Consider the following 24,322-nt stretch of genomic DNA (forward strand, 5'->3'; position numbering starts at 1 on the left):
TTGTCAATCGCGAGGCGCCCGCATTGTTTCGGTCGCGCAGGAATCTTAAAGTCGCGCGCATGCTGCCAAGAACCATGTCGCTAACCGAGGAACTGGTCGCCCGCTGCTTCCGCGCGGTCGAGGATGCAGGACCGGATCCCGATGCGTCACATCTGGATGACAGCGACTATGCGGCGATGACGCGTGAGCTGGAAGCTCAACTCCTGGCCAACGAACCGCTCTGGCTGTTTGGCTACGGATCTCTGATCTGGAAGCCCGAGATCGAGCATGTCGAGGAGCGCGTGGCTCTGCTGCGAGGTTGGCACAGATCCTTCTGCATGAAGATGACACGCTGGCGCGGCACCAAGGAAAGTCCGGGCCTTATGATGGCGCTGGACCGTGGCGGACAATGCAAGGGCGTCGCCTTTCGGCTCGGCGACGGCAACAGGCGCGAGCAGCTCGACAAGATCCTGCGGCGAGAGGTGACGCTGAAGCCGACCAGCTACCACCCGCGCCTGCTCAATATGACGAGCGATGGCGGCCCGCTGCGGGCGCTGGCCTTCGTCATCAACCGCCAGGGCACCACCTATGCCGGGCCATTAAGCGAGGAAGCGATTGTCGAAAGATTGGCGACCTCCTGCGGCCATTGGGGCTCGGGCGCCGACTATCTCTACAACACAGTCAAGAATCTCGAGCAGCGCGGCATCCACGATACGCATTTGTGGCGGCTGCAGCAGCTGGTCGCGGCGCGGATTGCCGGCTCGTAGCGCCGCAAGTCATGCCGCAATCGCGCCGTGCGGTGGCGGAATTGGGTTTGCCGGTGGTTGCGCTTCTGCCTAAGGTTCGCGCACCCTCGGCCTCTGGGCCGCGACACGATTCCAACCTGGAAGGCAAGAATGACCGGCGCGACAGCCGCGAGCGGCAATAGAGCTTCCGATGGGAAGCTGACCTTCATCCTGGGCGGTGCCCGTTCGGGCAAGAGCACGCATGCCGAGGCGCTGACAACCGCCCATCCATCGCCCTGGACCTACATTGCCACGGCGCAGGCCTATGACGACGAGATGCGCGAGCGCATCGCGCTGCATCGGTCGCGGCGCAGCGAAGGCTGGGTCACCGTCGATGCGCCGCTCGATCTGGCAGGCACAATCGAGGCATTGCCGACCCACCAACCTGTGCTGATCGACTGCCTGACATTGTGGCTCACCAACCACATGCTGGCCGAACATGATATCGAGGCCGAATGCCGGCGGCTCAAGGATGCGCTGTCGCGGCCGCGCGGGCCATGGTTCGTGGTCTCAAACGAAGTCGGCCTGGGCATCGTGCCCGACAACGCGCTGGCGCGCCGGTTCCGCGACGCCGCGGGCCGGCTCAACCAGCAGGTGGCGGCGATAGCCGACAGCGTTCTCATGATGGTGGCGGGATTGCCACTCAAGGTGAAGTGACATGGCCGAAATCGAAGACAAGACCATCGACGACAAGGACGCCGAGCGCCACCGCGCCAAGATGGCCAAGCGCAAGGCGGTGCAGGATGCGGAGGTGGCCGCCAAGACGATCGAGAAAGGCCTCCTGATCGTCAACACCGGGCCGGGCAAAGGCAAGACCACGGCTGCCTTCGGCCTGGCGCTGAGGATGCTGGGCTATGGCAAGCGCGTCGGCGTCGTGCAGTTCATCAAAGGCAAATGGCATACCGGCGAGAAGGACGCTTTCGCGGCCTTCGGCGACCGTGTCGTCTGGCATGCGATGGGCGAGGGTTTCACCTGGGAGACGCAGGACCTGAAGCGCGACATCGCCGCCGCCGAAGCTGCCTGGGCCAAGGCGTTGGAGCTGATGGCCGATCCGTCGATCAGCCTCGTGGTGCTCGACGAGCTCAATATCGCCCTGCGCTACGACTATCTCGACCTGGAAAAGGTGGTCGCATCGCTGAAGGCGCGCCGGGACGACCTGCATGTGATCGTCACCGGCCGCAACGCCAAGCCGCTCCTTGTCGAGGCGGCCGATCTCGTCACCGAGATGGGGCTGACCAAGCACCATTTCGCCGCGGGCGTGAAGGCGCAGCAGGGAATTGAGTTCTAGCCGCCGATCAAGATGGTCAGGTAGATCACGATCGCCGAGACGACCGCGAACAGGCCGAGCAGCAGCCAGTCGGCTACGCGATAGAGCTTGAGCGCCTGGCGGATGTCGGTGCTTTCGGCCTCGCGGCGGCCGCCTTCGCCCATGAAGGCGTCCTCGACGACCTCGCCGCCATAGCTGCGCGGTCCGGCGAGCGAAAGCCCCAGCGCGCCGGCCATAGCGGCTTCCGGCCAGCCGGCATTGGGCGAGCGGTGCTTCCTCGCGTCGCGGCGCATGACATGCCAGGCGGAGTGCGGATCGGCGCCGGGCACAAGAAAGGCCGCCAGCACGATCAGCAGGCCGGTGAGCCGCGACGCGGGCAGGTTGACCAGATCGTCGAAACGGGCGGCCGCACGGCCAAAGGCTTCGTATTTCGGCGTGCGGTGGCCGATCATCGAATCGGCGGTGTTGGCGGCCTTGTAGGCAGCACCTCCGCCAAGGCCGCCGATGCCGGTCCAGAAGGCGGGCGCGACAATGCCGTCCGAAAAATTCTCGGCCAGGCTTTCGATCGCGGCACGCGCGACACCGGCCTTGTCGAGCTTTTCCGGATCGCGGCCGACAATGCGCGATACGGCGATGCGGCCGAGCGTCAGGCCGCCGGTCTCCAGCGCGTCGGCGACCTCCTCGACATGCTCTGCGAGGCTTTTCTGCGACAGCAGCGAGGAACCGAGGATGGCGGCGATGACGAGGCCCGTAGGGAACATCATCCAGAGCAGGACATGCAGCGCCAGGCCAATCAGGCCGGGCACCAGCAGAATGACGAGCAAGGCCTGGACGCCGCGTCGGCGACGCAATTCGTCGGAATCCGTAGCGTGGTTGAGCCGGCGATCGAGAAAGGATATCAGCCTGCCGATCCAGGTGACCGGGTGGCCGATGGCGCCGAACAGCCAGTCCGGGTAGCCGAGGGCGCGTTCGACGGCGAGTGACAGGAAAGCGATCAGGACGGACATGAAACTTCTAAGCGGAGCGATTGCAGCGGTTGATCATGGCGGCAGCCTTGGCCGGGCAAACGCGCTTTTTCCTCATGCGCCAAAACCTTTCGTGGACCTCTCGACAGGTATCAATCCGCACTCCTATCCGCTTTTCGATCTGCCCGCCACAGCGCTGTCCCGATTGCCGGAGGCAGGACAACTGCGCGAATTGGCCGAAATTGCGGCCAGGGCCTATGGCGCGCCGTCGGCGGCGCATGTGGCGGCGGCGCCCGGCACGCAGATTCTCCTGCCGCGCGTCGCTTCGCTGCTGCGGCCCGGCAAGGCGCTGGTGCTCGGCCCGACCTATGCCGAACATGCCCGGGCCGCCGCCATTGCCGGCCATGCCGTCGCGGAAATCAGTGATTTCGGCGCGCTGGCCGAGGCGGACCTTGCGGTGCTGGTCAATCCCAACAATCCGGATGGGCGGCTGGTCGAAAAGGCCCGTCTGCTCGACCTTGCGGCGCGGCTTCGCGCCAAGGGCGGGCTGCTGGTCGTCGACGAGGCCTTCATGGATGTCGGCCCAATCGAGCAAAGCCTGGCCGGCGATGTCGGGCAGGGCGGCATCGTCGTGCTGCGCTCCTTCGGCAAATTTTTCGGCCTCGCCGGTGTTCGGCTCGGCTTCGCGCTGGCGGATCCGCTGATGGCCGAGCGGCTGGATGCGCAGCTCGGGCCCTGGGCGGTCGCCGGCCCGGCGCTCGAATATGGCATCCGCGCCTTGTCGGATGCAAAGTGGCAGACTGATATGCGGCAACGCCTGGCGCAGGATGCCGGGCGGCTCGACGCGCTGCTTGGCCGATTCGATGTTCCGGTCGCCGGCGGCACCAGCCTGTTCCGCTATCTGTCGTTCCCCGAGGCCGCAGGCCTTTTTTCGGCACTTGGCTCGAGCGGCGTGCTGGTCCGCCATTTTGCCGAGCGGCCTCAAGTGCTGCGTGTCGGTTTGCCGGGCAATGAAGCGGAATGGCAACGCCTCGAAGGCGCCCTTGCCACTTGGGCCGCGCGGCGCAAGGATGCGCCAAAGGAGTTCGGGCAATGATCCACGTCTGTTCGCTGTCGAAGGTCGACGAGGCCGTGGCAAGGACCGGTGCGCAGCGGTTGTTGTCGCTGCTCGCCGCAGGCACCGAAGTGGTCCGCCCGGCCTCGATCCTGGCGGAAAACCACCTGCATCTCGTCATGCACGACATCGCCGTGGCGCAGGAAGGCATGACGATGCCCGGCGAGGAGCATGTGCGGGCCTTGCTCGATTTCGCCTATCGCTGGGATCGGGCGAAGCCTCTGGTGGTGCATTGCTATGCCGGCGTCAGCCGCTCGACGGCATCGGCCTACATCATCGCGGCGGCGCTGGCGCCCAAGCGCGACGAGATGGAACTCGCCCGGACGCTGCGCTTCCTCTCGCCGACGGCCACGCCCAATCCGCGGCTGATCGCCGTCGCCGACATGCTGCTTGAGCGTGACGGCCGCATGATCGCGGCGATTGACGCCATCGGACGCGGCGCCGACGCGTTTGAGGGGATCCCCTTCGAATTGGCGATCGAAGCTTAAGTCAAAGCAGACCCGCCGCTACGACAGCCACTCGGCAAGCTTCGCCTTGCGCACATCCCGGATCAGGTTGATAAAACCGTCGGCCTGCATTTCCGCCGTCAGCCGGCCCTTCTCGGCCGTGGCGATGGAGGCGTCGCCGACCACGCCGTTCGGATTGAGGTCGCTGGCGATCCAGGCGAAGGCATGCGTGCCGGTGTGGCGCAGCAGGGCGAATTCCTTTTCGGCGCGCCCGACATTGGAGACGAAATTCTCCGCCTTGCTCATGTCGACGAGGTCGGGCCGGAAGTGCAGCATCAGCGAGGTTTCGACATCGCCGCCATGGATGCCGTGACGGTTCTCGAGCTCGGTGTACATGCCGGCCGGGCGGCCGAAGCGCTGCCAGCTCGTCTTCACCGACAGCATTTTGGCGCGCACGCGCAATTCGCGCGAAATGATGCCCATGATCTCTTCATTGCCGCCATGCGAATTGACGACGATCAGCTTTCTCACCCCGGCGCGGGCGACCGACAGGCCAAGCTCGGTCCAGGCGTCGACCAAGGTGGTGGCGGGCAAGGTGAGCGTTCCCGGCGCATGCAGATGCTCGTTCGATTTGCCGACCGCCTGCACCGGCAGGATGCGGATGTCGAGATCGTCGGGCAGACGCGCGATCACCGTCTCCAGCATGCCCGCCATGATCGAGGTGTCGGTCGAGACCGGAAGGTGCGGGCCGTGCTGCTCGATCGCCGCCACCGGCAGCACGGCGATGGTCGCTTCGGCGTCGATCGAGGCGTATTCGGTCGTCCGGTAATCGCCCCACCACACGCGTCTTGTCGTCACTTTTCGTCTCCCGATTGGTCTGCTGTCCGGCCTGAGGTCTAGAGACTATCCCCGGAAACAGCTAGCCCGCTGCCAGAACTTCGACCTCGACCTTGAACTCCGGGCGGGCGAAGCCGGAGACGATCATCAGCGTGGAGGCCGGCGCCGGATCGGAAAAGAGCCGGTTGCGGACATCCATATAGGCCTGCAGGTGCTCGCGGCCGATGACGAAGGCGTTGATGCGCACGATGTCGTTCAAGGTCAGCCCGGCCTCGCTGAGGATCGCGGCGATGTTCTTGAAGCAGAGCTCCGTCTGCGCCCCGGCATCATCCGGCACGGCATCGTCGGGGCCGATGCCCAATTGACCCGAGCAGAGCACCAGGCGCTTTCCGGCCGGTATTTCGACGCCGTGGCTGTAGCGGGCGAAAGGCGGCTTGATCGACTTGGGGGCGAGGTATTTGAGCATGGCATTCTCCTGTCGGCCGACAGCCTAGTGGCGGATTCATGAAACATTCAAGATGCCGTGGACGCCGCCAGGAGCGATTATGGACAGGCGTCCAAAAAATAGGCACGATGCCTCGCGTACGGCATGACCCGTCCGGTCTCGGCAACGACTGCCGCACGAGCAGGCGGCCCTGGCGGTGGCATGTGTCTTGCTTCTTGAATCAACGGTGTCGAGCCCAGCGCGTTGCGCGCCGGAGCCAAGAGAGGGTGAGTTTATGATCGGACAAGGAAAGATGCTGGCGGGCGCCGTCGTCCTGCTGGCGGCGGGCACGCTGGGTGCGGCCGCAAACGAAAAGGTGACGTTCGGCACCAATTGGCTGGCCGAGCCGGAACATGGCGGCTACTACCAGGCGATCGCCGACGGCACCTATGCCGCCTGCGGCCTCGATGTGACCATCATGCAGGGTGGCCCGCAGGTCAGCGGCCGACCGATGCTGCTTGCCGGCAAGATCGATTTCTATATGGGCGGCAATCTGCTTTCGGCCTTCGATGCCGTGCAGCAGGGCATTCCGATGCGTGTCGTCGCGTCCGACTTCCAGAAGGATCCGCAGGTCATCATGTCCCAGCCGGGGCAGGGGCTGGACAAGTGGGAAGACCTCAAGAACGCCGACCAGTACATCATGGGCGACGAAGGCGCGCAGACCTTCTTCCAGTGGATGGTCACCGATCTCGGTTTCGATGCCGCCAAGCGCGTGCCCTATACATTCAATCCGGCACCCTTCATCGCCAACAAGAAGTCGATCCAGCAGGGCTATGTGACGTCCGAGCCGTTTGCCGTGCAGAAGCAGGGCGGCTTCACGCCGAACCAGTTCCTGCTAGCCGACTATGGCTGGGATACCTATGCGACCACCATCGAGGTGATGCAGGACACGATCGACAAGCGCCCGGAGGTGGTGCAATGCTTCGTCGATGGCTCGGCCAAGGGCTGGTACAAATACCTCTATGGCGACAACAAGGCCGCCAACGAGATGATCAAGAAGGACAATCCGGACATGACGGATGAGCAGATCGCCTTCTCGATCGAGCAGATGAAGAAGTTCGGCGTGGTCGATTCGGGCGATTCGGAAAAGCTCGGCATCGGCGCGATGACCGAAGCCCGCATCCAGAGTTTTTACGACAAGATGGTCAAGGCCAAGGTCGCGCAGCCGGGCCTCGACATCAAGAAAGCCTATACGCTGGCCTTCATCAACAAGGGTGTCGGGCTGGAGCTGAAGAAGTAAGGCGGCCGGCCTGAGATGATCCAGGAGAAAGTGGCTGAGACGCCGGCGGTATCGGGGGAGGCCCAGATGCTGCTGGCGTTGCGCAATGTCGGCAAGGTCTTTTCCAACGGCGTGACGGCGCTGAGCAAGGTCGACCTGGCGATCCGCGAGGGCGATTTCGTGAGCCTGCTCGGCCCCTCGGGCTGCGGCAAGTCGACGGCGCTGCGGCTGATCGCCGGCCTGTCGACGCCGACGTCCGGCCAGCTCGACTGGCGCGGCTCAATCGACCGCTCGAATATCGGCTTCGTCTTCCAGGAGCCGACGCTGCTGCCTTGGGCCAGCGTCTTCGACAATGTCTGGCTTCCGCTGAGGCTGAAAGGGGTGTCGCGCGCCAAGGCGGAGCCGGCGGTGATGGAGATGCTGTCGCGCGTCCACCTCAGCGGCTTCGAGAACGCCGTGCCGCGCGAGCTTTCCGGCGGCATGAAGATGCGCGTCTCGATCGCGCGGGCCATGGTGACCAAGCCGCGCATCCTTCTGATGGACGAGCCTTTCGCGGCGCTCGACGAGATCACCCGCTTCAAGCTCAACAACGATCTTCTAGAGCTGTGGCAGGACGAGCGCTTCACCGTCGTCTTCGTCACCCACAGCGTGTTCGAAAGCGTGTTCCTGTCCAGCCGCGTCGTCGTCATGGCCGCGCGGCCGGGCCGCGTCCACGGTGAGCTCCCCGTCAACGCGCCCTATCCCCGCGACGAAGCGTTCCGCACCTCGCCGGCCTACGCTGCGCTTTGCCGGCAGGCCTCGGGCGTGCTGGTCGACGCCATCAACTCAACCGCCGGATCGCAAAATGACGGCCATTGAAGACAATGTCCTGACGCTCGATCCGGAAGAGGCGCGCCGCGCCCGCCAGGAGCGGCTGGAGCGCATCGGCAAATGGGTGCTGCCGCTGGCGATCATGGTGCTGGCGATCGTGCTGTGGGACCGCATCTGCGTCTGGAACGAGATCCCGCAATATATCCTGCCGCGGCCGGGCGTGGTGCTGCAGACGCTGCACAACGATGCGGGGCTCTTGTTCTCGTCACTGCTGGTGACGCTCAGGATCACCTTTTTCAGCCTGTTGCTCGCCGTGATCGGCGGCGTCGGACTGGCGGTGCTGTTCGCGCAGTCGAAATGGGTGGAGATGTCATTCTTCCCCTTCGCCATCGTGCTGCAGGTGACGCCGATCGTCGCCATCTTCCCATTGATCAACATTTATGTGGACAACCAGACCGTCAAACTGCTGCTCTGCGCCTGGATCGTCGCCTTCTTTCCGATCCTCTCCAACACCACGCTCGGCCTGAACTCGGTGGACCGAAACTTACGCGACTTGTTCAACCTCAACGGCGCGACGCGCTGGCAGCAATTGCGCTATCTGCGGCTGCCGGCGGCGATGCCTTATTTCCTCGGCGGGCTGAAGATCGCCGGCGGCCTGTCGCTGATCGGCGCGGTGGTGGCGGAATTCGTCGCCGGCGCGCAAGGGCAGTCGTCGGGGCTTGCGTCGCGTATCATCGAGGCCGGTTACCGGCTCAATGCTCCGCGCTTGTTCGCGGCGCTGATCCTGATCTCGCTCACCGGCATATTGATCTTCCTGGTGCTGTCGCTGGTATCGCATCTCATCTTGCGCCGCTGGCACGAGAGCGCGCTGAAACAGGAGCGGTAAGGTGCGCGACGCGATTGAGAATAGTGAGGCGCCCATTTGGGGACCAGTTCTGCATAAGACAGCGGGGGCCAGGCCTTGATACCACCCTCTGGTTCTTATCGCCTGGCTAACATTCGGCTTCATCGATCGCTCACGCCGGGTCTTGCCGCCGCTTTCGACCCGGATGGGTTTGCGCTTGCCGACATATCTGTCGCCGACGGTAAGATCGCGAGCATTGTCGCCCGTGCCAAGTCGAAAGCAGAAGCCGACGCGATCGACCTTGCCGGCCGCATCGTGCTGCCGTGCTTCGTCGATTGCCACACCCATATCGACAAGGGCCATATCTGGCCGCGAAAGCCCAATCCGGACGGCACTTTCATGGGCGCGCTCAATGCCACCGGCGCCGACCGCACCACGCGCTGGAGCGCCGAGGATGTCGCGCGCCGCATGGACTTCTCGCTGCGCTCGGCCTATGCGCATGGCACCAAGGCCGTGCGCACGCATCTCGACAGCGTGCCGCCGCAGGAGGAGATCTCCTGGCCGGTGTTCGAAACGATGCGGGAAAAATGGCGCGGGCGCATCGAGCTGCAGGCGGCCTGCCTGCTTGGCATCGAAGGCGTGCGCGACAAGGCCTGGTTCGAACGGCTGGCGAAACGCGTCGCCGCGGCCAAGGGTGTGCTCGGCGTCGTGACCTATATGGTGCCCGATCTCGAGGAACTGCTCGACCAGGTTTTCGCCCAGGCGATCGAGCATGGGCTCGATCTCGATTTCCATGCCGACGAGACCGACGACGTCGCGGCCATCTCGCTGAAGAAGATCGCAGAGGCGTCGCTGTGGAACGGTTTCGAGGGCAACATCCTGGTCGGCCATTGCTGCTCGCTGGCGCGCCAGCCGGACCTCGAGGTGCTCGACACGCTGGACAAGGTGGCGAAGGCGCGGCTTGCCGTGGTGTCGCTGCCGATGTGCAATCTCTATCTGCAGGACCGCCGCAACAACCAAACCACCCCGCGCTGGCGCGGCGTGACGCTGCTGCACGAGATGAAGGCGCGCGGCATCAAGGTTGCGGTGGCCTCCGACAACACGCGCGATCCGTTCTACGCCTATGGCGATCTCGATATGCTGGAGGTCTACCGGATGGCGACGCGCATCCTGCATCTCGACCACCCGGTCGGCGACTGGCCCAGGGCGGTTGCGGCAACACCGGCCGAGGTGATGCGGCTCGACGGCGCCGGCATGCTGGCCGCCGGCGGCTCAGCCGATTTCATCGTCTTCAAGGGACGCAGCTGGACCGAATTGCTGTCGCGGCCCGAATCGGATCGCATCGTGGTGCGCGACGGCAAGGCGATCGAACGCCAATTGCCCGACTATGCCGAACTCGACGAACTGATGGTTTGATAATGGATATCGCGGCGCTGAAGCACGATCTCGACGGCATCAAGCTCGACGACCATCCGGCCATCGTCCAGCAGAAGAGCCGCGACTTCTACTGGTACAGCCCGGTGCTCAAGGCGCAGCTCGATCACGTCAAGGGCGACCTGATCGTCACGCCGAAGAACGAAGACGAGGTGATCCGCGTGCTTGCCGCATGCCACAGGCACGGCGTGCCGGTGACGCCGCGTGGCAGCGGCACCGGCAATTACGGGCAGGCCATGCCGCTGTCGGGCGGCGTGGTGCTGAACCTCGCCGAGATGAACGAGATCAAGACGATCGCGCCGGGGCGCGTGGTGACCGGGCCGGGCGCGGTGCTGGCCGACATCGACAGGGCGACGAGGGCGCATTCCGGACAGGAGCTGAGGCTCTCGCCCTCGACCTACAACACCGCCTCGATCGGCGGCTTCATCGCTGGCGGCTCCGGCGGCGTCGGCTCGATCAATTTCGGCGGCTTGCGCGATTTCGGCAATGTGCTGCGGCTGCGCGTCGTCACCATGGAGGCCGAGCCCAAGGCGCTCGAGCTCACCGGCGAGGACCTGCACAAGGTGACCCATGCGTACGGCACCAACGGCATCATCACCGAGGTCGAGATGCCCCTGACCGCCGCCTATGACTGGATTGACGTTATCGTCGGCTTCGACAATTTCATAGGCGCCGCCCGCTACGGCAACGCGCTTGCCTGCCAGGACGGCATCCTGACCAAGCTGATCACGCCGATCGCCGCACCCGTGCCGCAGCTCTATTTCAAGCGGCACCAGAAATTCTTGCGCGAGGGGCAAAGCATCTGCGTCGTCATGGTCGCGAAGCATGGGCTCGACGCCTTCCTGGCCTTCACCCGGCGCGCCGGCGGCGAGGTCATCTTCAATGCGGCGACCGCGACGGACGAGGACAAGAAGGGCCTGCCGCCGGCCTATGAGCTTGCCTGGAACCACACGACCCTGCGCGCACTGCGCGTCGACCCGTCGATCACCTATCTGCAGTCGCTCTATCCGTTCCCCAACCAGCTGGCGCTGGTCGAGAAGATGGACGCGATGTTCCCGGGCGAGGTGTTCTCGCATCTCGAATTCGTGCGGCTCGACGGCAACATCACCTGCTTCGGCCTGCCGCTGATCAAGTTCACCACCGAGGCACGGCTCAACGAGATCATCCGCCTGCATGAGGAGAATGGCTGCCCGATCTTCAACCCGCACCGGTACACGCTGGAAGAAGGCGGCATGAAGCAGACCGACGAGATCCAGCTCGCCTTCAAGCGCGAGACCGATCCGCAAGGGCTGCTCAACCCCGGCAAGATGATCGCCTGGGAAAACCCGGATTATGATTATCGCTCCGGCCGCACGTTCCTGTTCAAGGGATTGCAGAAGGCTGGTTGATGAAAATCCTCGTGCTCTTCGCTCATCCGGTGGAGACCAGCTTCAACGCCGGCCTGCACAAGACGATCGTCGAACGGCTCGCCGCGGCGGGGCATGCGGTCGATGATTGCGACCTCTATGCCGAGGATTTTGACCCGCGGATGACGCGCGCCGAGCGGCTTGGCTACCACCACCCGCGCGGGCCGGACGACGCGGTCGCCGGCCATGTCGAAAGGCTGAAGAATGCCGAAGCGCTGGTGCTGTCTTTCCCGGTCTGGAATTACGGCTATCCGGCGATCCTGAAAGGCTTCTTCGACCGGGTCTTCCTGCCCGGCGTATCGTTCAAGCTGGTCGACGGCAAGGTGCAGCCGACATTGCACAACATCCGCAAGATGGCGGCCATCACCACCTATGGCGGCAGCCGTTTTCGCGCCATGCTGATGGGCGATCCGCCGCGGAAGGTCGTCAAGCGCATGCTGCGGGCGACCATTAAGCCAGGCGCTCCCGTCTCCTATCTCGCGCATTATTCGATGAACCTCTCCACCGACGAGACGCGCAAAGTCTTCTTGGCGAAGGTCGCGGCGGCGATGGACGCGTTCTGATGCGCGTGCTGGTGGTCTATTGCCATCCGGTGCCGGAAAGCTATTGCGCGGCGATCCGCGACACGGCGGTGGAGGTGCTGAAAGGGCGAGGCTGGGACGTGCGGCTGCTCGACCTTTATGCCGAGAATTTCGATCCAGTGATGAGTTGCGAGGAGCGGCGCCTCTACAACGGCCGGGCGCCGCAAGACCCGGCGCTGACGCCGCATTTCGAGCATCTGCAATGGGCGCAGGCGATCCTGTTCATCTACCCGACCTGGTGGTACGGGTTGCCGGCGATGCTGAAGGGCTGGTTCGACCGGGTGTGGGCGACCGACATCGCCTTCAAGCTGCCGGCCGGCAAGGGGCGGATCACGTCGCTAATGCGGCATGTAACCAAGGTCGGCGTCATCACCACCTGCGGCGCGCCGACCTGGTGGAGCGTGGTCGTCGGCCAGCCGGGACGCAAGACGATTTTGCGCGGCATGCGGGCGCTGTGCGCCACGCGCTGCAAGACGTTTTTCCTGGCGCACTATCTGATGGATTCGTCGACGCCGAAGAGCAGGGCGGGGTTTCTGGTCAAAGTCCGCAGGACGCTTGAGCGGTTTTAGGGGGACTTCAGCTATCCTGCGGGATTGTGGCGAACGCCTTTTTTATGCGGAAATGAAGTGCATAATAAAGGCATGACCAAGCTTTTCGAGCATGCAGTCCAACGTGTTCGCACCTTGCCTCCTGAATTGCAGGACGAGTACGCACGTGTCCTCTTGCGCCTCGCGGGTGATGTGGGGGACGAACCCGTTCACCAACTGAGCCGAGAGGAAAAAGCCTCGCTCGCAATGTCCCGAGCGCAGGCTGCGCGTGGTGAATTTGCAACCGACGAGGAAGTCCGTGCTGTTTGGGCGAAGCACGGCCTGTGAAGCTTCGCTACACGCCGGCGGCGTTAGCCGAGTTGGACGAGGTTCTCGGCAATATCGCGTTGCAGTCACCCAAAGGGGCGAAGCGGATCCAAGCCAGACTCCACGCAGTCATCAATCTGTTGCTCGAACATCCCCTGGCCGGCGTTGCCACAGACGAAAGGCCGATGCGCCGGATCGTCGTGCGGCCTTATCCCACCTGATCTACTATGAGCCTTCCGCCGCCGAAATTATGATTGTCGGTATTCGACATGGTGCTCGCGATCCGTCAACCATGCCGGACAAGTAATAGCGACTCTTGCTCACGCCTGCGGGCAATCCTGCCCGAAGCCGCGAGAGGAAAGGTTACATCCTCACCCGTTCCGCCTTCGGATCATACATCGGCTTCAGCGAGGCTTCCGCCGTGAAACGCTCGCCGGCGATTTCTATCTCGTAGGATGAACCCAGCACATCCGCCTCGCTCTCGCCCTGGCAAGGCACATAGCCAAGCCCGATCGCGCCGCCGAGATGGTGGCCATAATTGCCGGATGTGATCGGGCCGACAATCCGGCCGTCGCGCAGGATCGCCTCATTGTGGAAGAGCAGCGGCTGCGGGTCTTTCAAGCGGAACTGTACCAGCCGGCGTGATAGGCCGGCTTCCTTCTTCCTGAGCACAGCGTCGCGGCCGATGAAGCCGGCTTTGCTCGTCTTCACCGCAAAGCCAAGGCCCGCCTCCAGAACGTTATCCTCATCGGTGATGTCGTGGCCGAAATGGCGGAAGGCCTTTTCGATGCGGCAGGAATCGAGCGTGTGCAGCCCGCAGAACTTCAGGCCGAGATCGGCGCCGGCTTCGGTGATCGCCTCGAAGACATGGGCCGCCTGTTCGGTGGAGACATAGAGTTCCCAGCCAAGCTCGCCGACATAGGTGACGCGGTGGGCGCGGGCAAGACCCATGCCGATCTCGATCTCCTGGAAAGTGCCGAACGGATTGGCTTCATTGGAGAAGTCGTTCGGGCTGACCTTCTGGATCAGTTTTCGCGCTTCCGGACCCATGATGCAGATGACGGCTTCGGCGGCGGTGACGTCGGTGATGACGACGAACTCGTCGGCGACGTGCTTTCTCAGCCAGGCGAGATCACGCTGCAGCGTGGCGCCAGGCACGACCAGGAAATAGGCCGTCTCCGACAGCCGCGTCACGGTGAGGTCGCTCTCGATGCCGCCGCGCTGGTTGAGCATCTGCGTGTAGACGATCTTGCCCGGCGCGACGTCCATGTCGTTGGCGCAGAGCCGCTGCAGGAAGGCGCAGGCATCGCGGCCTTCGACGCGGATCTTGCCGAAGGAAGTCATGTCGAACAGGCCGACGCCGTTGCGCACCGCGAGATGTTCCTCGCGCTGGTTGTCGAACCAGTTCTGCCGCTTCCAGGAATAGCGGTATTCGCGCTCCTGGCCTTCGCGCGCGAACCAGTTGGCGCGCTCCCAGCCCGCCACCTCGCCGAAGACCGCGCCGCGCGCCTTCAAATGCTCGTGCAAAGGCGAGCGGCGCACGCCGCGCGAGGTCGCCATCTGGCGGTAGGGAAAATGGTCGGCATAGAGCAGGCCGAGCGTTTCGGAGACGCGCTCCTTGAGGTAGCGGCGGTTCTTCTGGAAGGGCTGGGCGCGGCGGATGTCGACTTCCCACAGGTCGAAGGGGGCCTCGCCGTCATTGATCCATTGCGCCAGCGCCATGCCGGCGCCGCCGGAGGAGACGATGCCGATCGAGTTGTAGCCGGTCGCCATCCAGTAGCCGGAAAGCTCCGGCGCCTCGCCGAGATAGTAGCGGTCGTCGGGCGTGAAACTCTCGGGGCCGTTGAAGAAGGTGTGGATGCCGGCGGTGCCCAGCATCGGCATGCGGTTGACGCCCATTTCCAGGATCGGCTCGAAATGATCCATGTCCTCGGGCAATTGGTCGAAGCAGAAATCCTCGCGGATGCCGTCCATGCCCCAGGGCTTCGCCACCGGCTCGAAGGCGCCGAGCATCATCTTGCCGGCGTCCTCCTTGTAGTAGGCGCACTCGTCCGGCACGCGCAGCACCGGCAGGCGGGAGAGGCCGGGGATCGGCTCGGTGACCAGATAGAAATGCTCGCAGGCATGCAGCGGGATGGTGACGCCGTTCTGCCGACCCAACTCGCGCGCCCACATGCCGGCGCAGTTGACGACGATGTCTGTCTCGATGGTGCCTTGCTCCTCGCCCTGCGTCCAGGAGACGCCGGACACGCGACCGTTCATCGTGTGAACCTTGGTGACCTTCACATTCTCGATGATCGTCGCACCCCGCTGGCGCGCGCCCTTGGCCAGCGCCATGGCGATGTTGGCGGGATCGCACTGGCCGTCGAGCGGTAGATGCACGGCGCCGACAACATCCGAGACGTTGAGATGCGGGTACATCTCCTTGACCTCGCGCGGCGAAATCTCGCGCACGTCGACATCGAAGGCGCGGGCCAGCGAAGCCTGCCGGTAGATCTCGTGCTTGCGCTCCTCGGTCAGCGCGACGGTGATCGAACCGACCTGGCGCATGCCGGTGCCGACGTCGGTCTCGGCCTCGAGCTTGACGTAAAGTTCGGCCGAATATTTCGCCAGCCGCGTCATGTTCTGCGAGCCGCGCAACTGGCCGATCAGCCCGGCCGCATGCCAGGTGGTGCCTGAGGTGAGCTGCTTGCGTTCGAGCAGCACGATGTCCGTCCAGCCGAGCTTGGCCAGGTGATAGGCGACCGAGCAGCCCGAGACGCCGCCGCCGATGATGACGGCGCGGGCCTTGCTGGGTGTAGTCTTGGTCATGCGGCCTCGCGGCGATAGTTGGAAGCGAAGCGGCGCACGCGAAGCGCTGCTTCCTTGAGGACGGATTCGGGCTGGCAGAGGCTGATGCGGATATGCCCGGCGGCAGCCTCGCCGAAGCTCGATCCGGGCATGACGCCGACCTTTTCCTTGTCGAGCAGCGCCCAGGCGAATTTCTCGTCGTCGGGTTCGACCGCGGAGACATCGAGCATGATGTACATGCCGCCGTCGGAGCCGCGCACGGTGACTTCATTGGCGCCGCGTATGGCATCGAGGAAGATCGTGCGCCGCGCGGCGTAACGCTCGGCGATATCCTTCACGCCATAGTGATTTTCGAGCGCCTCGGCGCAGGCGATGGAGATGAAGGCCGGCAGGCCGTAGGTCGTGACCAGATTGAGGTCGGTCATCAGCGCGATCATCGCTTTCGGTCCGGTCAGCCAGCCCATGCGCCAGCCGGTCATGCCGTGGCTCTTCGACATGGAGTTGATGACCAGCGTGCGCTCGGCCATGCCGGGCAACGAGCGCGGCGAGATGTGCTCGCCGCCGCCAAGCGTCCAGTAGACCTCATCCGACAGCAGCCAGAGATCGTGTTCCTTGCAGATTTCGGCCAGCTGCTCGAGCCGTTCGCGCGAGTAGACCGCGCCGGTCGGGTTGTTCGGCGTGTTGATCAGTATGGCGCGGGTGTTTGGCTTGAGCGCAGCGCGGATCATCTCCGCGCGAGGTTGAAACCCATCTTCCGCGGGCGTCTCGACCACGGTGAAGCTGGCGCCCGCGGCGCTGAATGTGTTGGGATAGGTGGCGTAATAGGGCGCGACGACGATGGCGTGGTCGCCCGGGTCGAGCACGCCCTGCACGGCGGCGTAAAGCGCTGCCTGGCCGCCAGGCGTGGCGATGACCTCGTCGGGTTCGGTGAGGATGCCGGCGCAAGCGGTCGCTGCGGCGGCCATCGCCTTGCGCAGGCGCGGCAGGCCGGGCAGCGGCGTGTAGTGATGATTGCTGCCGCGCACGGCGCTCACGCAAGCCTCGATCGTTTCAGACGGCGTGTCGAAGTCATGGTCGCCGACCGAGAGCACGATGATGTCTTCGCCGGCCTGCTTGCGGGTCCAGGCGGCGAAGTGGACTTCCCAGCCATCCTTGCCCGAAGGCACGATACCGGTAATGCGCTTTGACGGTTTTGGCATCAGGAGACTCCCGAAATCTGGTGACCGGCCCGCGTGAGCTTGTCGCGCAGGGCGGCGATATGAGCAGGGCCGACTTCGCAACAGCCGCCGACAATGCCGGCGCCGAGATCGACCCAGCCAATGGCCTGGTCCGCATAGGCTTGCGGATCGAGATCATGGCGGGCGTGCAGCACGTCCACCGTCCCGCCATGCTTCAATGCCTCGACCGAAGTGAAGCCGTTGGCATAGGCACCCACCGGTCCACCCAGGGCAACGAGTTCGGGCAAGGCGGCGGCGATGGCTTCGGGCCGGCAGCAGTTGAGCAGCCGAGCCGCAACCGGCAGGTCGTCGAGCGCGTTGACGGCGGCAGCAATGGTTTCGCCGCTGCGCAGGCGCGGCGTGCCATGATCGGCAAGCGTCCAGGACACCCATACGGGCTTGCCGCTTTCCGAGGCCGCGGTGACCGCCGCGCGCGCCTCCTCGGCGGAGGCCATCGTCTCGCACAGGAACAGATCGACGCCGTCGGCCTGCTCGGCGACGATACGGCGATAGATATCGAGCGTGTCCTCAAAGGAGATGGTCAGCGCCGGCGCGTAGCTGCCGAACAGAGGCGACAGGCAACCGGCAATAGCGGCGTCGCCCGCCTCGTCGCGAGCCTGGCGCGCCAGTTCGATGCCGCGCTTCTGCAACGGCTTGAACAGATCTTCGGCGCCCTCGCGGGCCAGGCGCTCCGGCGTTGCCGAATAGGTGTTGATGGTGATGACACGGGCGCCGGCACGGATGAATTCCGCATGCAGGTCTCGCACAAGTTCCGGCTCGTCGATCAGCACCCTGGCCGACCACAGCGGCGTCGGCTCGGACCTGCTGCGCCGGACCAGTTCCTGTCCCATGCCGCCGTCGGTGAGGATGACGGAGGTCATGCCCGTAACCTCTCATTCTTCGGATCCCACAGCGGCTCGTCGTTCTGGACGATGGCCTTGAAGCGGTCGCCGAAAATCTCGACTTCGATCGCGGTGCCCGGTTGCGCGAGATCGGCGCGCAGCATGCCGAGCGCGATCGACTTGCCGACGCGGTGGCCCCAGCCCCCCGACGTCGTCTCACCGACGATCGTGCCGTCATGCCAGAGCGTCGACATATAGGGCGCGTCGCAGTCGCCGGGGTTCTCGACGACCAGGGTGACGAAGCGCTTCTTCACGCCCTGCTGCTTCTCATTGAGCAAAGCCGCCTTGCCGCGGAATTCCGGCTTGTCCCATTTGACGAAGCGCTCCAGCCCGCCCTGCAGGATCGAATAGTCGGTCGACAGATCGCCCTTCCAGGCGCGGTAGCCTTTTTCCAGCCGCAGCGAATCCAGCGCATACATGCCGAAGGGTTTTAGCCCGTGCTTCCGGCCGGCAGTCCAGACGGCGTCGAAGACGGTCGCCGTGTCCGCGATCTTCGTGTGGATCTCCCAGCCGAGCTCGCCTGCGAAGGAGACGCGCACCAGCTTCGCCCAGCGCCCGGCAATGGTTGTTTCCTGATGCGTCAGCCAGGGCAGCGTCAGGTCGGCGTCGCAGACTTCGGCCAGGATTTTTCGCGAAGTCGGGCCGGTCAGAATCTGCGTTGAGAATTCCTCCGTCCGGTCGGTCAGCGTGAAGGCCGCATCGGCGGGCATGCGCGACTTCAGCCATTCGAAGTCGTGCCATTGGGCGACAGCCGCAGTGATCAGTGTCATCTGGTCCTCGCCAAGGCGCACCACCGACATCTCGGTGACGATGCGGCCCTTGTCGTCGGCGAAATAGACGAGGCCGATGCGACCGGGTTTCGGCACAAGGCCGGTGACTTGCAAGGCCAGCCAATCGGCCGCGCCAGGACCTTCGAGGTTGAAGCGCGAGAAGCCGGGCAGGTCGAGGATGCCGGCGGCGTCGCGTACGGCAAGGCATTCCTCGCGCACCGCGCCATGCCACGGCCCTTCGCGGCGGAAGGTGAGGGTAGACTCTTCGGAAGTATCATCGCCGGGTTGTGCGTACCAAGTTGCGCGCTCCCAGCCATTATAGGCGTCGAACTGGCCGCCCAGCGCCTTGATGCGATCATGCAGCGGCGACAGTTTGCGGTTGCGTCCCTCCGGCCAGGCATGGCGCGGGAACTGGATGGCGTATTCGTTGCCGTAGATCTCCATGCCCTTGGCAACGCAATAGTCGGGAGCCGAGGCGAAGCTGGTGAAACGGCGCGGATCGCAGGACCACATGTCCCATTCGGTCTGGCCCTCGGTGACCCATTCGGCCAGCACCTTGCCGGCGCCGCCGCCTTGCGCGATGCCGAAGGTGAAGACGCAGGCCTCGAAGGCGTTCGGCACGCCGGGCATCGGCCCGATCAGCGGATTGCCGTCCGGCGCGTAAGGAATCGGGCCGTTGATCACCTTGGAGAGGCCGGCGGTGCCGAGGATCGGCACGCGGGCGACGGCGTCGGCGAGGTAATGCTCGAGGCGGTCGAGATCGTCGGGGAAAAGCTGGAAGGAGAAATCCTCCGGCATCGGATCGTTGTGGGTCGCCCAATGCGCGCGGCAATTGCGCTCATAGGGGCCGAGATTCATGCCGCTCTTTTCCTGGCGCAAGTAATAAGACGTGTCGACGTCGCGCAGCAGCGGCAGCTTGTGACCTTGCTCCTTCGTCCAGGCGGCAAGCTCGGGGATCTCCTCGAACAATATGTACTGGTGGCTCATCACCATCATCGGCACGTCGCGCCCGAACATCTTGCCGACTTCGGCGGCGCGGTAGCCGGCCGCGTTGATGACGATCTCGCAGCGGATTTCGCCTTGCGGTGTTTCGACCACCCATTCGCCGTTCTCGCGACGCACGCCGGTGACCGGGCAGAAGCGGATGATCTTGGCGCCCATGTCACGCGCGCCTTTGGCCAGCGCCTGGGTCAGCTGAGCCGGGTCGATGTCGCCGTCGCTCGGGTCATAGAGCGCGCCCTTCAACTCATGCGTCTCGATGAAGGGGTAGCGGCGCTTGATCTCGTCCAGTCCGACGACGTCGATATCCATTCCCTGGTAGCGGCCCATGCCCTTGGCGCGCTGGAATTCCTGCATGCGCTCCTTGGTATGGGCGAGCCGGAGCGAGCCGGTTACATGGTAGTTCATCGGATAGTCGACCGCTTCGGCCAGACCCCGGTAAAGCTCGGTCGAATAGCGCTGCATGTTCATCAGCGACCAGGACGAGGAGAAGGTCGGCACGTTGCCGGCGGCATGCCAGGTCGAGCCTGAGGTCAGCTCGTTCTTTTCCAGGAGCACGCAATCGGTCCAGCCCGCCTTGCAGAGGTGATAGAGCGAGGAGGTGCCGACGACGCCGCCTCCGATGATCACCACGCGTGCCGTGGTCGGCAAACCGGCCATTTCTTCCTCCAGAGTCTCAGCGCTTCGCGCTTTGATTTTTGTTTTTGATGCATGTCGTTATCCCAAAACCGCTTGGCACTTTTGGGTGACATGCATTGTCAGTATACCGGTGGCGAAACCACCCAGATGACCACTGCCGGCTCGGCGCCGGGATTGCGCCAGCGGAACGGCTTGCCCTCGAAGCGGAACGAGTCGCCTTCGCCGAGACGATGCCAGACGCCGTCGATCTCGATCTCGAATGTGCCCGACGCGACATAGCCCGCTTCTTCCGTCGGGCGGCGCGCTTCGGTCTTCAGCTCCGCGCCCGGCGCGAACACCGAGCGCAGCATCTCGAAGCTACCGCCGAGATCGGGCGACAGAAGCTCCTCCACCAGGCCGGATTCACTTGTGCCAAGCGAACGGCGGCTGCCGGCGCGCACGACCACGCCGCGTTCCTGCTCGACAGGCACGTCATGGCTGAAGAACAGGCTGATCGGAACATCGAAGAGGCTGGCGAATGCCCGCAAGTCACCCAGCGAGGGAACCGAGAGGCCGCGCTCGACCTGGCTGACCCAGCCGACCGACCGACCGAGCTTGAGGGCGATCTCGGCCAGCGTGAGGCCGCGCGCCTTGCGAAGCGCACGGATGTCGCCGGCCAGCAGCCGGTCGCGATTATCCTGCTCCGATCTGGCTGTAGTCGAGCTCAAGCGTTTCTCGTGAAAAAATCTGTATAAATTTCATGAAGCGGCAAAGTCATGAAAAAATCAAGGGGATTTTCACAAACCGCAAGATTTACTTGCGCGATTTTTGAGGTTGAGGCAAAGCCACGATCACGAACGGCGAGTGGGGACGTCCGGTCGGGGACCAATACAGTTTTAGTGTCTGCGGATGGTCGCCATGGAACCGGTTGCAGTTCCGGCCATGCGCGAAGGGACGGCCCATGCTGGAGAAGAATAGCCGAATCGCCATGGACGCGGCGATCGTCGACGATGCGATCCTGTCGCGCCGGTCGGTGCGCGCGTTTCTGCCCGATATGGTCGATGACGACACGATCCGCGCGATCCTGGCGGTCGCCGCGCGCGCGCCGTCGGGCACCAACATGCAGCCCTGGCGCGTCTATGTGACCAAGGGCGAGGTCAAGCAGCGCATAAGCGACGCCATCCTCAATTCCGGCATCCGTGCCGAAAAGGCCGAGTGGGACGAGTACCGCTACTATCCCGACCAGTTCTTCGAACCATATCTCACCCGCCGCCGCGCCAACGGCTTCGGGCTCTACGGGGTGCTGGGTATCGGACGCCGCGAGGTCGACAGGATGCGCGCCCAGCACGACCGCAATTTCGTCTTCTTCGACGCTCCGGTCGGCATGATCTTCACGATCGACCGGAGGCTGAACCAAGGGTCGTGGATCGACTACGGCATGTTCCTGCAGAACATCATGGTCGCGGCGCGGGGCAGGGGGCTGCATACCTGCCCGCAGGCGGCCTTCGCGCCCTATCATCGCCAGATCAGGCCGGTGCTCGATATTCCCGACGAAGAGATCGTCGTCTGCGGCATGGCGCTGGGCTACGAGGACACGTCCAAGCCTGAAAACGAGTTCCGCACCGACCGCGCGCCGCTCGAGGACTGGGTGACGTTCGCGAAGTAGCTTCGGCGGAGGCGTCAGTCGGTGCTCATATGCGCGCCATGGCCGCTGACATGGGCGCCGTCCTGCGGCGTCAGCCTCAGATAGGCCGACAGCGCGCAAAGCGTGATCAATCCTTCGGTGACGAACAGGATGCGGTAGTCGTCGATGCCGGCCTTGCCGCCGCCGGCAAGCAGCGACAGCAGCGCGGCCGCGAGGCCGACGCTGATCGCCACCGCCAGCTGCCACAGGATGTAATAGAGCGCGCTGAAGCGCGCGAGCTGCTCCGGCGCGATGTCCGAATAGGAGAGATTGCCGGTCGAGGCCCATTGCACCGAGCGGAAGACGCCGAAGGCAAAAATATAAGCAAGCACGATCCAGGCCGGCAGGCTCTCCTGCATCAGGGCGAAGCCCGCGACCAGCAAAGCGACGATCGGCGTATTGGTGACCAGCACGCGCTTGAAGCCGAAACGGTTCAAAAGGCGCGGCATGAAGAAGCGCATGATCAAGGACCCGATCGCGGCGACGAAGGTCAGCGATCCTGCCTGCAAGGCGCTCATGCCGAAGCCGAGCTGGAACATCAGCGGCAAGAGGAAGACCACCGAGCTCAGGCCGATCGTGTCGAGGCCGCCGCCCGTCAGGAAGGAGATGCGGAAGGTGCGGATTCGCAAGAGATTGAGGTCGAGCAGCGGATTGCGCGCGCGCAGGCAGTAGAAGGCGGCAACCGTCAGGATGACGATCGCCAAGGCGAGTTCCAGCGCCATGGTGCTGATGGCTACATCTCTCGCTGCGACCGAATCCATGCCGAAGACCAGCAGCGTCATGCCGCAGCCGACGAGCAGGAAGCCAGGCAAATCGAACGGCGTGCGCACCGGCTTGGTCGTCGTCGGAAACAGGGAGGCGGCCAGCAGCGCCGCGGTCAGCGCGATCGGGATGTTGATGTAGAAGATCCAGCGCCAGGAGACGTAGGTGGTGAGGGCGCCGCCGACGAGCGGCCCGACCAGCGGCCCGGATTGGCCGGCGAGCGAAATATACATGTTGATCTTCAGCGTGCGGTCGCGCGGGAAGCTCGACAGGATCACGACCTGACCAAGCGTGCCCATCAGCGCGCCGCCGCAGCCTTGCAGGGCGCGCGAGCCGACCAGCATCCAGATGTTTTCCGAAAGGCCGCACAAGGCCGAGGCGCCGGCGAAGACGAGCAGCGCGAAGCAATAGACGTTGCGCAGCCCGAAACGGTCGGCCAGCCAGCCGCCGAGCGGCATGGTGACGATGAGGCTCGCGACATAGACGGTGATCAAAAGGCCAAGCTGGCTTGGCGGCCGGTCGAGGCTCTCGCCGATGCCGGGCAGCGCGGTCACCACGACATTCTGGTCGAGGCTGGTCATGAACACGCCGCAAGCGACGGTCGCAGGCAACAGCATCGACGGACCCTCCGCCGGAGCAAAGCGGGTCGTGGCCGTCGCCGAAGTCTCAACAGTCATGGAAGGATATGGTCGAACTGGTTGCCTGAGCGGACGTTTGCCCTGGCAAACGCCGATGATTCCTTATCTATCGTCCCTGCTGGGCCAACGCTCAAGCAGCAGTTGTAGCCGTCCGTAGTGCCAGAATGCCGGCTGGACCAAGGTGCGTCGATATTCAGGTGAGGCCGGCCTGCAAATGCCGGTTTCCTGCGCTTCCGGTGCTCACGTACTATAAGTACGCTCCGCTCCGGTTCTCGGAAATCGTCATTTTCGACTCGGCCTGACCTGAATCTCAACGCACCTTAATGCTCACTGCACTTCGTAACCGACTTCCTCCGAGGCGTGGCACAAGGCCTTCCAGAAGGAGCGCGCGAAGGAGCGGAAGACGTAGATGTCGAACTGGTCTGGGCCGCTGCGCTGGATCTGGGCGAAGATGTCGTGATGGTTGGTCGAACGTCCAGCGCCGAGCGGGAAGGCCGGCAAGGCGAAGTCGATAGCGAAGAACTTCGCCATCACCCATTCAGCCTTCGGACCAGCGATGCGGATCGCGGTGCGGCCATGCGAAAGGTCCGTCAGCGTGCCGATGGCCGGCGTGACGGCGCCGGCGAAGGCCGCGGCCAGGCCTTCGGCCTCATCCACCACGGTGAATTTTCCCGGCGCGAAACCGAAGGCGGCACGCGCACCGTTGCTCACACCCCCGCCGGCGCCGTCGGGCAGAGCGAGACCGGTGACCTTGCGGATAATTTCGATCAGCTGCTTTTCTTCACCCGGCCATGCCGCGAGCTGCAGGATCGAGCCCGGCCGCGTCTCGGACAGGATGACATCGACGCCATGTTCGAAATTGCCGTGTGAACCCGGATGGTACTCTGGCTCGAGCGGCGATTGGCGTTCGGGCAACT

Annotated in this window: 25 protein-coding genes; 15 read left to right on the forward strand and 10 right to left on the reverse strand. The window is 64.2% G+C overall.

The window, feature by feature from the left end; translation table 11 throughout:
- Positions 1-59: 59 nt before the first annotated feature.
- The 3 genes from FJ419_RS08870 (at position 60) to cobO (ending at position 2,052) form a co-directional block, all read left to right on the forward strand.
- Positions 60-746, forward strand: a complete 687-nt coding sequence (locus tag FJ419_RS08870; RefSeq protein WP_140689790.1) for a gamma-glutamylcyclotransferase — start codon at positions 60-62, stop codon at positions 744-746.
- 129 nt (positions 747-875) lie between these two features.
- Entirely contained in the window at positions 876-1,421 is a 546-nt protein-coding gene (gene cobU / locus FJ419_RS08875; RefSeq protein ID WP_140689793.1) for a bifunctional adenosylcobinamide kinase/adenosylcobinamide-phosphate guanylyltransferase, read from the forward strand.
- Position 1,422: 1 nt separating this feature from the next.
- On the forward strand, positions 1,423-2,052 hold the full coding sequence (cobO, locus tag FJ419_RS08880; RefSeq protein ID WP_140689795.1) for a cob(I)yrinic acid a,c-diamide adenosyltransferase: 630 nt from the start codon (positions 1,423-1,425) through the stop codon (positions 2,050-2,052).
- Here the strand turns inward: cobO and cbiB are convergent.
- Entirely contained in the window at positions 2,049-3,038 is a 990-nt protein-coding gene (gene cbiB / locus FJ419_RS08885; RefSeq protein WP_140689797.1) for an adenosylcobinamide-phosphate synthase CbiB, read from the reverse strand. The two genes, cobO and cbiB, sit on opposite strands and share 4 nt — an antisense overlap.
- Here cbiB and cobD point away from each other — a divergent pair.
- Together cobD and FJ419_RS08895 are read left to right on the forward strand one after the other, a co-directional pair.
- The gene (gene cobD, locus FJ419_RS08890) at positions 3,037-4,092 is read left to right on the forward strand and encodes a threonine-phosphate decarboxylase CobD (RefSeq protein WP_140689799.1); all 1,056 of its coding nucleotides are present in this window, start codon (positions 3,037-3,039) and stop codon (positions 4,090-4,092) included. The genes cbiB and cobD overlap by 2 nt on opposite strands.
- Entirely contained in the window at positions 4,089-4,598 is a 510-nt protein-coding gene (locus FJ419_RS08895) for a tyrosine phosphatase family protein (protein ID WP_140541987.1), read from the forward strand. The genes cobD and FJ419_RS08895 overlap by 4 nt, the downstream gene beginning before the upstream one ends.
- 18 nt (positions 4,599-4,616) lie before the next feature.
- On the opposite strand, the gene FJ419_RS08900 is transcribed toward FJ419_RS08895, so the two are convergent.
- Complete coding sequence (locus tag FJ419_RS08900) at positions 4,617-5,414, reverse strand: creatininase family protein (protein WP_140689801.1); 798 nt, start codon at positions 5,412-5,414, stop codon at positions 4,617-4,619.
- 61 nt (positions 5,415-5,475) lie between these two features.
- Positions 5,476-5,859, reverse strand: coding sequence for a RidA family protein (locus tag FJ419_RS08905; protein WP_140689803.1), 384 nt, complete (start codon positions 5,857-5,859; stop codon positions 5,476-5,478).
- Positions 5,860-6,112: 253 nt separating this feature from the next.
- On the opposite strand from FJ419_RS08905, the gene FJ419_RS08910 reads away from it, so the two are divergent.
- The 9 genes from FJ419_RS08910 (at position 6,113) to FJ419_RS08950 (ending at position 13,246) form a co-directional block, all read left to right on the forward strand.
- Positions 6,113-7,117: an ABC transporter substrate-binding protein gene (locus tag FJ419_RS08910; RefSeq protein WP_140689805.1), complete on the forward strand. Its 1,005-nt coding sequence runs from the start codon at positions 6,113-6,115 to the stop codon at positions 7,115-7,117.
- Positions 7,118-7,132: 15 nt separating this feature from the next.
- A complete protein-coding gene (locus FJ419_RS08915; protein WP_140689807.1) occupies positions 7,133-7,954 on the forward strand; it encodes an ABC transporter ATP-binding protein in 822 nt (273 codons plus the stop codon).
- Entirely contained in the window at positions 7,941-8,792 is an 852-nt protein-coding gene (locus tag FJ419_RS08920; RefSeq protein WP_140689809.1) for an ABC transporter permease, read from the forward strand. The genes FJ419_RS08915 and FJ419_RS08920 overlap by 14 nt, the downstream gene beginning before the upstream one ends.
- 75 nt (positions 8,793-8,867) lie before the next feature.
- The gene (locus FJ419_RS08925) at positions 8,868-10,166 is read left to right on the forward strand and encodes a cytosine deaminase (protein ID WP_140689811.1); all 1,299 of its coding nucleotides are present in this window, start codon (positions 8,868-8,870) and stop codon (positions 10,164-10,166) included.
- 2 nt (positions 10,167-10,168) lie between these two features.
- The gene (locus FJ419_RS08930; RefSeq protein ID WP_140689813.1) at positions 10,169-11,572 is read left to right on the forward strand and encodes an FAD-binding oxidoreductase; all 1,404 of its coding nucleotides are present in this window, start codon (positions 10,169-10,171) and stop codon (positions 11,570-11,572) included.
- Positions 11,572-12,153: an NAD(P)H-dependent oxidoreductase gene (locus tag FJ419_RS08935; RefSeq protein WP_181170648.1), complete on the forward strand. Its 582-nt coding sequence runs from the start codon at positions 11,572-11,574 to the stop codon at positions 12,151-12,153. Before FJ419_RS08930 ends, FJ419_RS08935 begins: the two co-directional genes overlap by 1 nt.
- A complete protein-coding gene (locus tag FJ419_RS08940; RefSeq protein WP_140689818.1) occupies positions 12,153-12,740 on the forward strand; it encodes an NAD(P)H-dependent oxidoreductase in 588 nt (195 codons plus the stop codon). Before FJ419_RS08935 ends, FJ419_RS08940 begins: the two co-directional genes overlap by 1 nt.
- Before the next feature lie 72 nt (positions 12,741-12,812).
- Entirely contained in the window at positions 12,813-13,046 is a 234-nt protein-coding gene (locus FJ419_RS08945; RefSeq protein WP_140541977.1) for a hypothetical protein, read from the forward strand.
- A complete protein-coding gene (locus tag FJ419_RS08950) occupies positions 13,043-13,246 on the forward strand; it encodes a type II toxin-antitoxin system RelE/ParE family toxin (RefSeq protein ID WP_246679154.1) in 204 nt (67 codons plus the stop codon). Before FJ419_RS08945 ends, FJ419_RS08950 begins: the two co-directional genes overlap by 4 nt.
- A 142-nt stretch (positions 13,247-13,388) precedes the next feature.
- On the opposite strand, the gene FJ419_RS08955 is transcribed toward FJ419_RS08950, so the two are convergent.
- From FJ419_RS08955 to FJ419_RS08975, 5 genes are all read right to left on the reverse strand, one after another.
- Positions 13,389-15,836 (reverse strand): FAD-dependent oxidoreductase, encoded by a 2,448-nt coding sequence (locus FJ419_RS08955; protein WP_140689820.1) that lies wholly within the window; start codon positions 15,834-15,836, stop codon positions 13,389-13,391.
- A complete protein-coding gene (locus FJ419_RS08960) occupies positions 15,833-17,014 on the reverse strand; it encodes a pyridoxal phosphate-dependent aminotransferase (protein ID WP_140689822.1) in 1,182 nt (393 codons plus the stop codon). The genes FJ419_RS08955 and FJ419_RS08960 overlap by 4 nt, the downstream gene beginning before the upstream one ends.
- Positions 17,014-17,913 carry a homocysteine S-methyltransferase family protein gene (locus tag FJ419_RS08965; protein WP_140689824.1) on the reverse strand — a complete coding sequence of 300 codons (900 nt, stop codon included), beginning with the start codon at positions 17,911-17,913 and terminating at the stop codon, positions 17,014-17,016. Before FJ419_RS08965 ends, FJ419_RS08960 begins: the two co-directional genes overlap by 1 nt.
- Entirely contained in the window at positions 17,910-20,363 is a 2,454-nt protein-coding gene (locus tag FJ419_RS08970) for an FAD-dependent oxidoreductase (RefSeq protein ID WP_140689826.1), read from the reverse strand. The genes FJ419_RS08965 and FJ419_RS08970 overlap by 4 nt, the downstream gene beginning before the upstream one ends.
- Positions 20,364-20,461: 98 nt before the next feature.
- The gene (locus FJ419_RS08975; RefSeq protein ID WP_140689828.1) at positions 20,462-21,049 is read right to left on the reverse strand and encodes an XRE family transcriptional regulator; all 588 of its coding nucleotides are present in this window, start codon (positions 21,047-21,049) and stop codon (positions 20,462-20,464) included.
- A gap of 233 nt (positions 21,050-21,282) precedes the next feature.
- On the opposite strand from FJ419_RS08975, the gene FJ419_RS08980 reads away from it, so the two are divergent.
- Positions 21,283-21,987 carry a nitroreductase gene (locus FJ419_RS08980; protein WP_140689830.1) on the forward strand — a complete coding sequence of 235 codons (705 nt, stop codon included), beginning with the start codon at positions 21,283-21,285 and terminating at the stop codon, positions 21,985-21,987.
- A 14-nt stretch (positions 21,988-22,001) separates the two neighbouring features.
- Here FJ419_RS08980 and FJ419_RS08985 read toward each other — a convergent pair whose 3' ends face one another.
- Both FJ419_RS08985 and FJ419_RS08990 read right to left on the reverse strand, forming a co-directional pair.
- Positions 22,002-23,384 carry an MFS transporter gene (locus FJ419_RS08985; protein ID WP_246679155.1) on the reverse strand — a complete coding sequence of 461 codons (1,383 nt, stop codon included), beginning with the start codon at positions 23,382-23,384 and terminating at the stop codon, positions 22,002-22,004.
- 348 nt (positions 23,385-23,732) lie between these two features.
- A complete protein-coding gene (locus FJ419_RS08990) occupies positions 23,733-24,320 on the reverse strand; it encodes a sarcosine oxidase subunit gamma (RefSeq protein WP_140691048.1) in 588 nt (195 codons plus the stop codon).
- Between the last annotated feature and the right edge of the window lie 2 nt (positions 24,321-24,322).

The organism is Mesorhizobium sp. B2-6-2, from assembly GCF_006440615.1.
GTDB lineage: Bacteria > Pseudomonadota > Alphaproteobacteria > Rhizobiales > Rhizobiaceae > Mesorhizobium.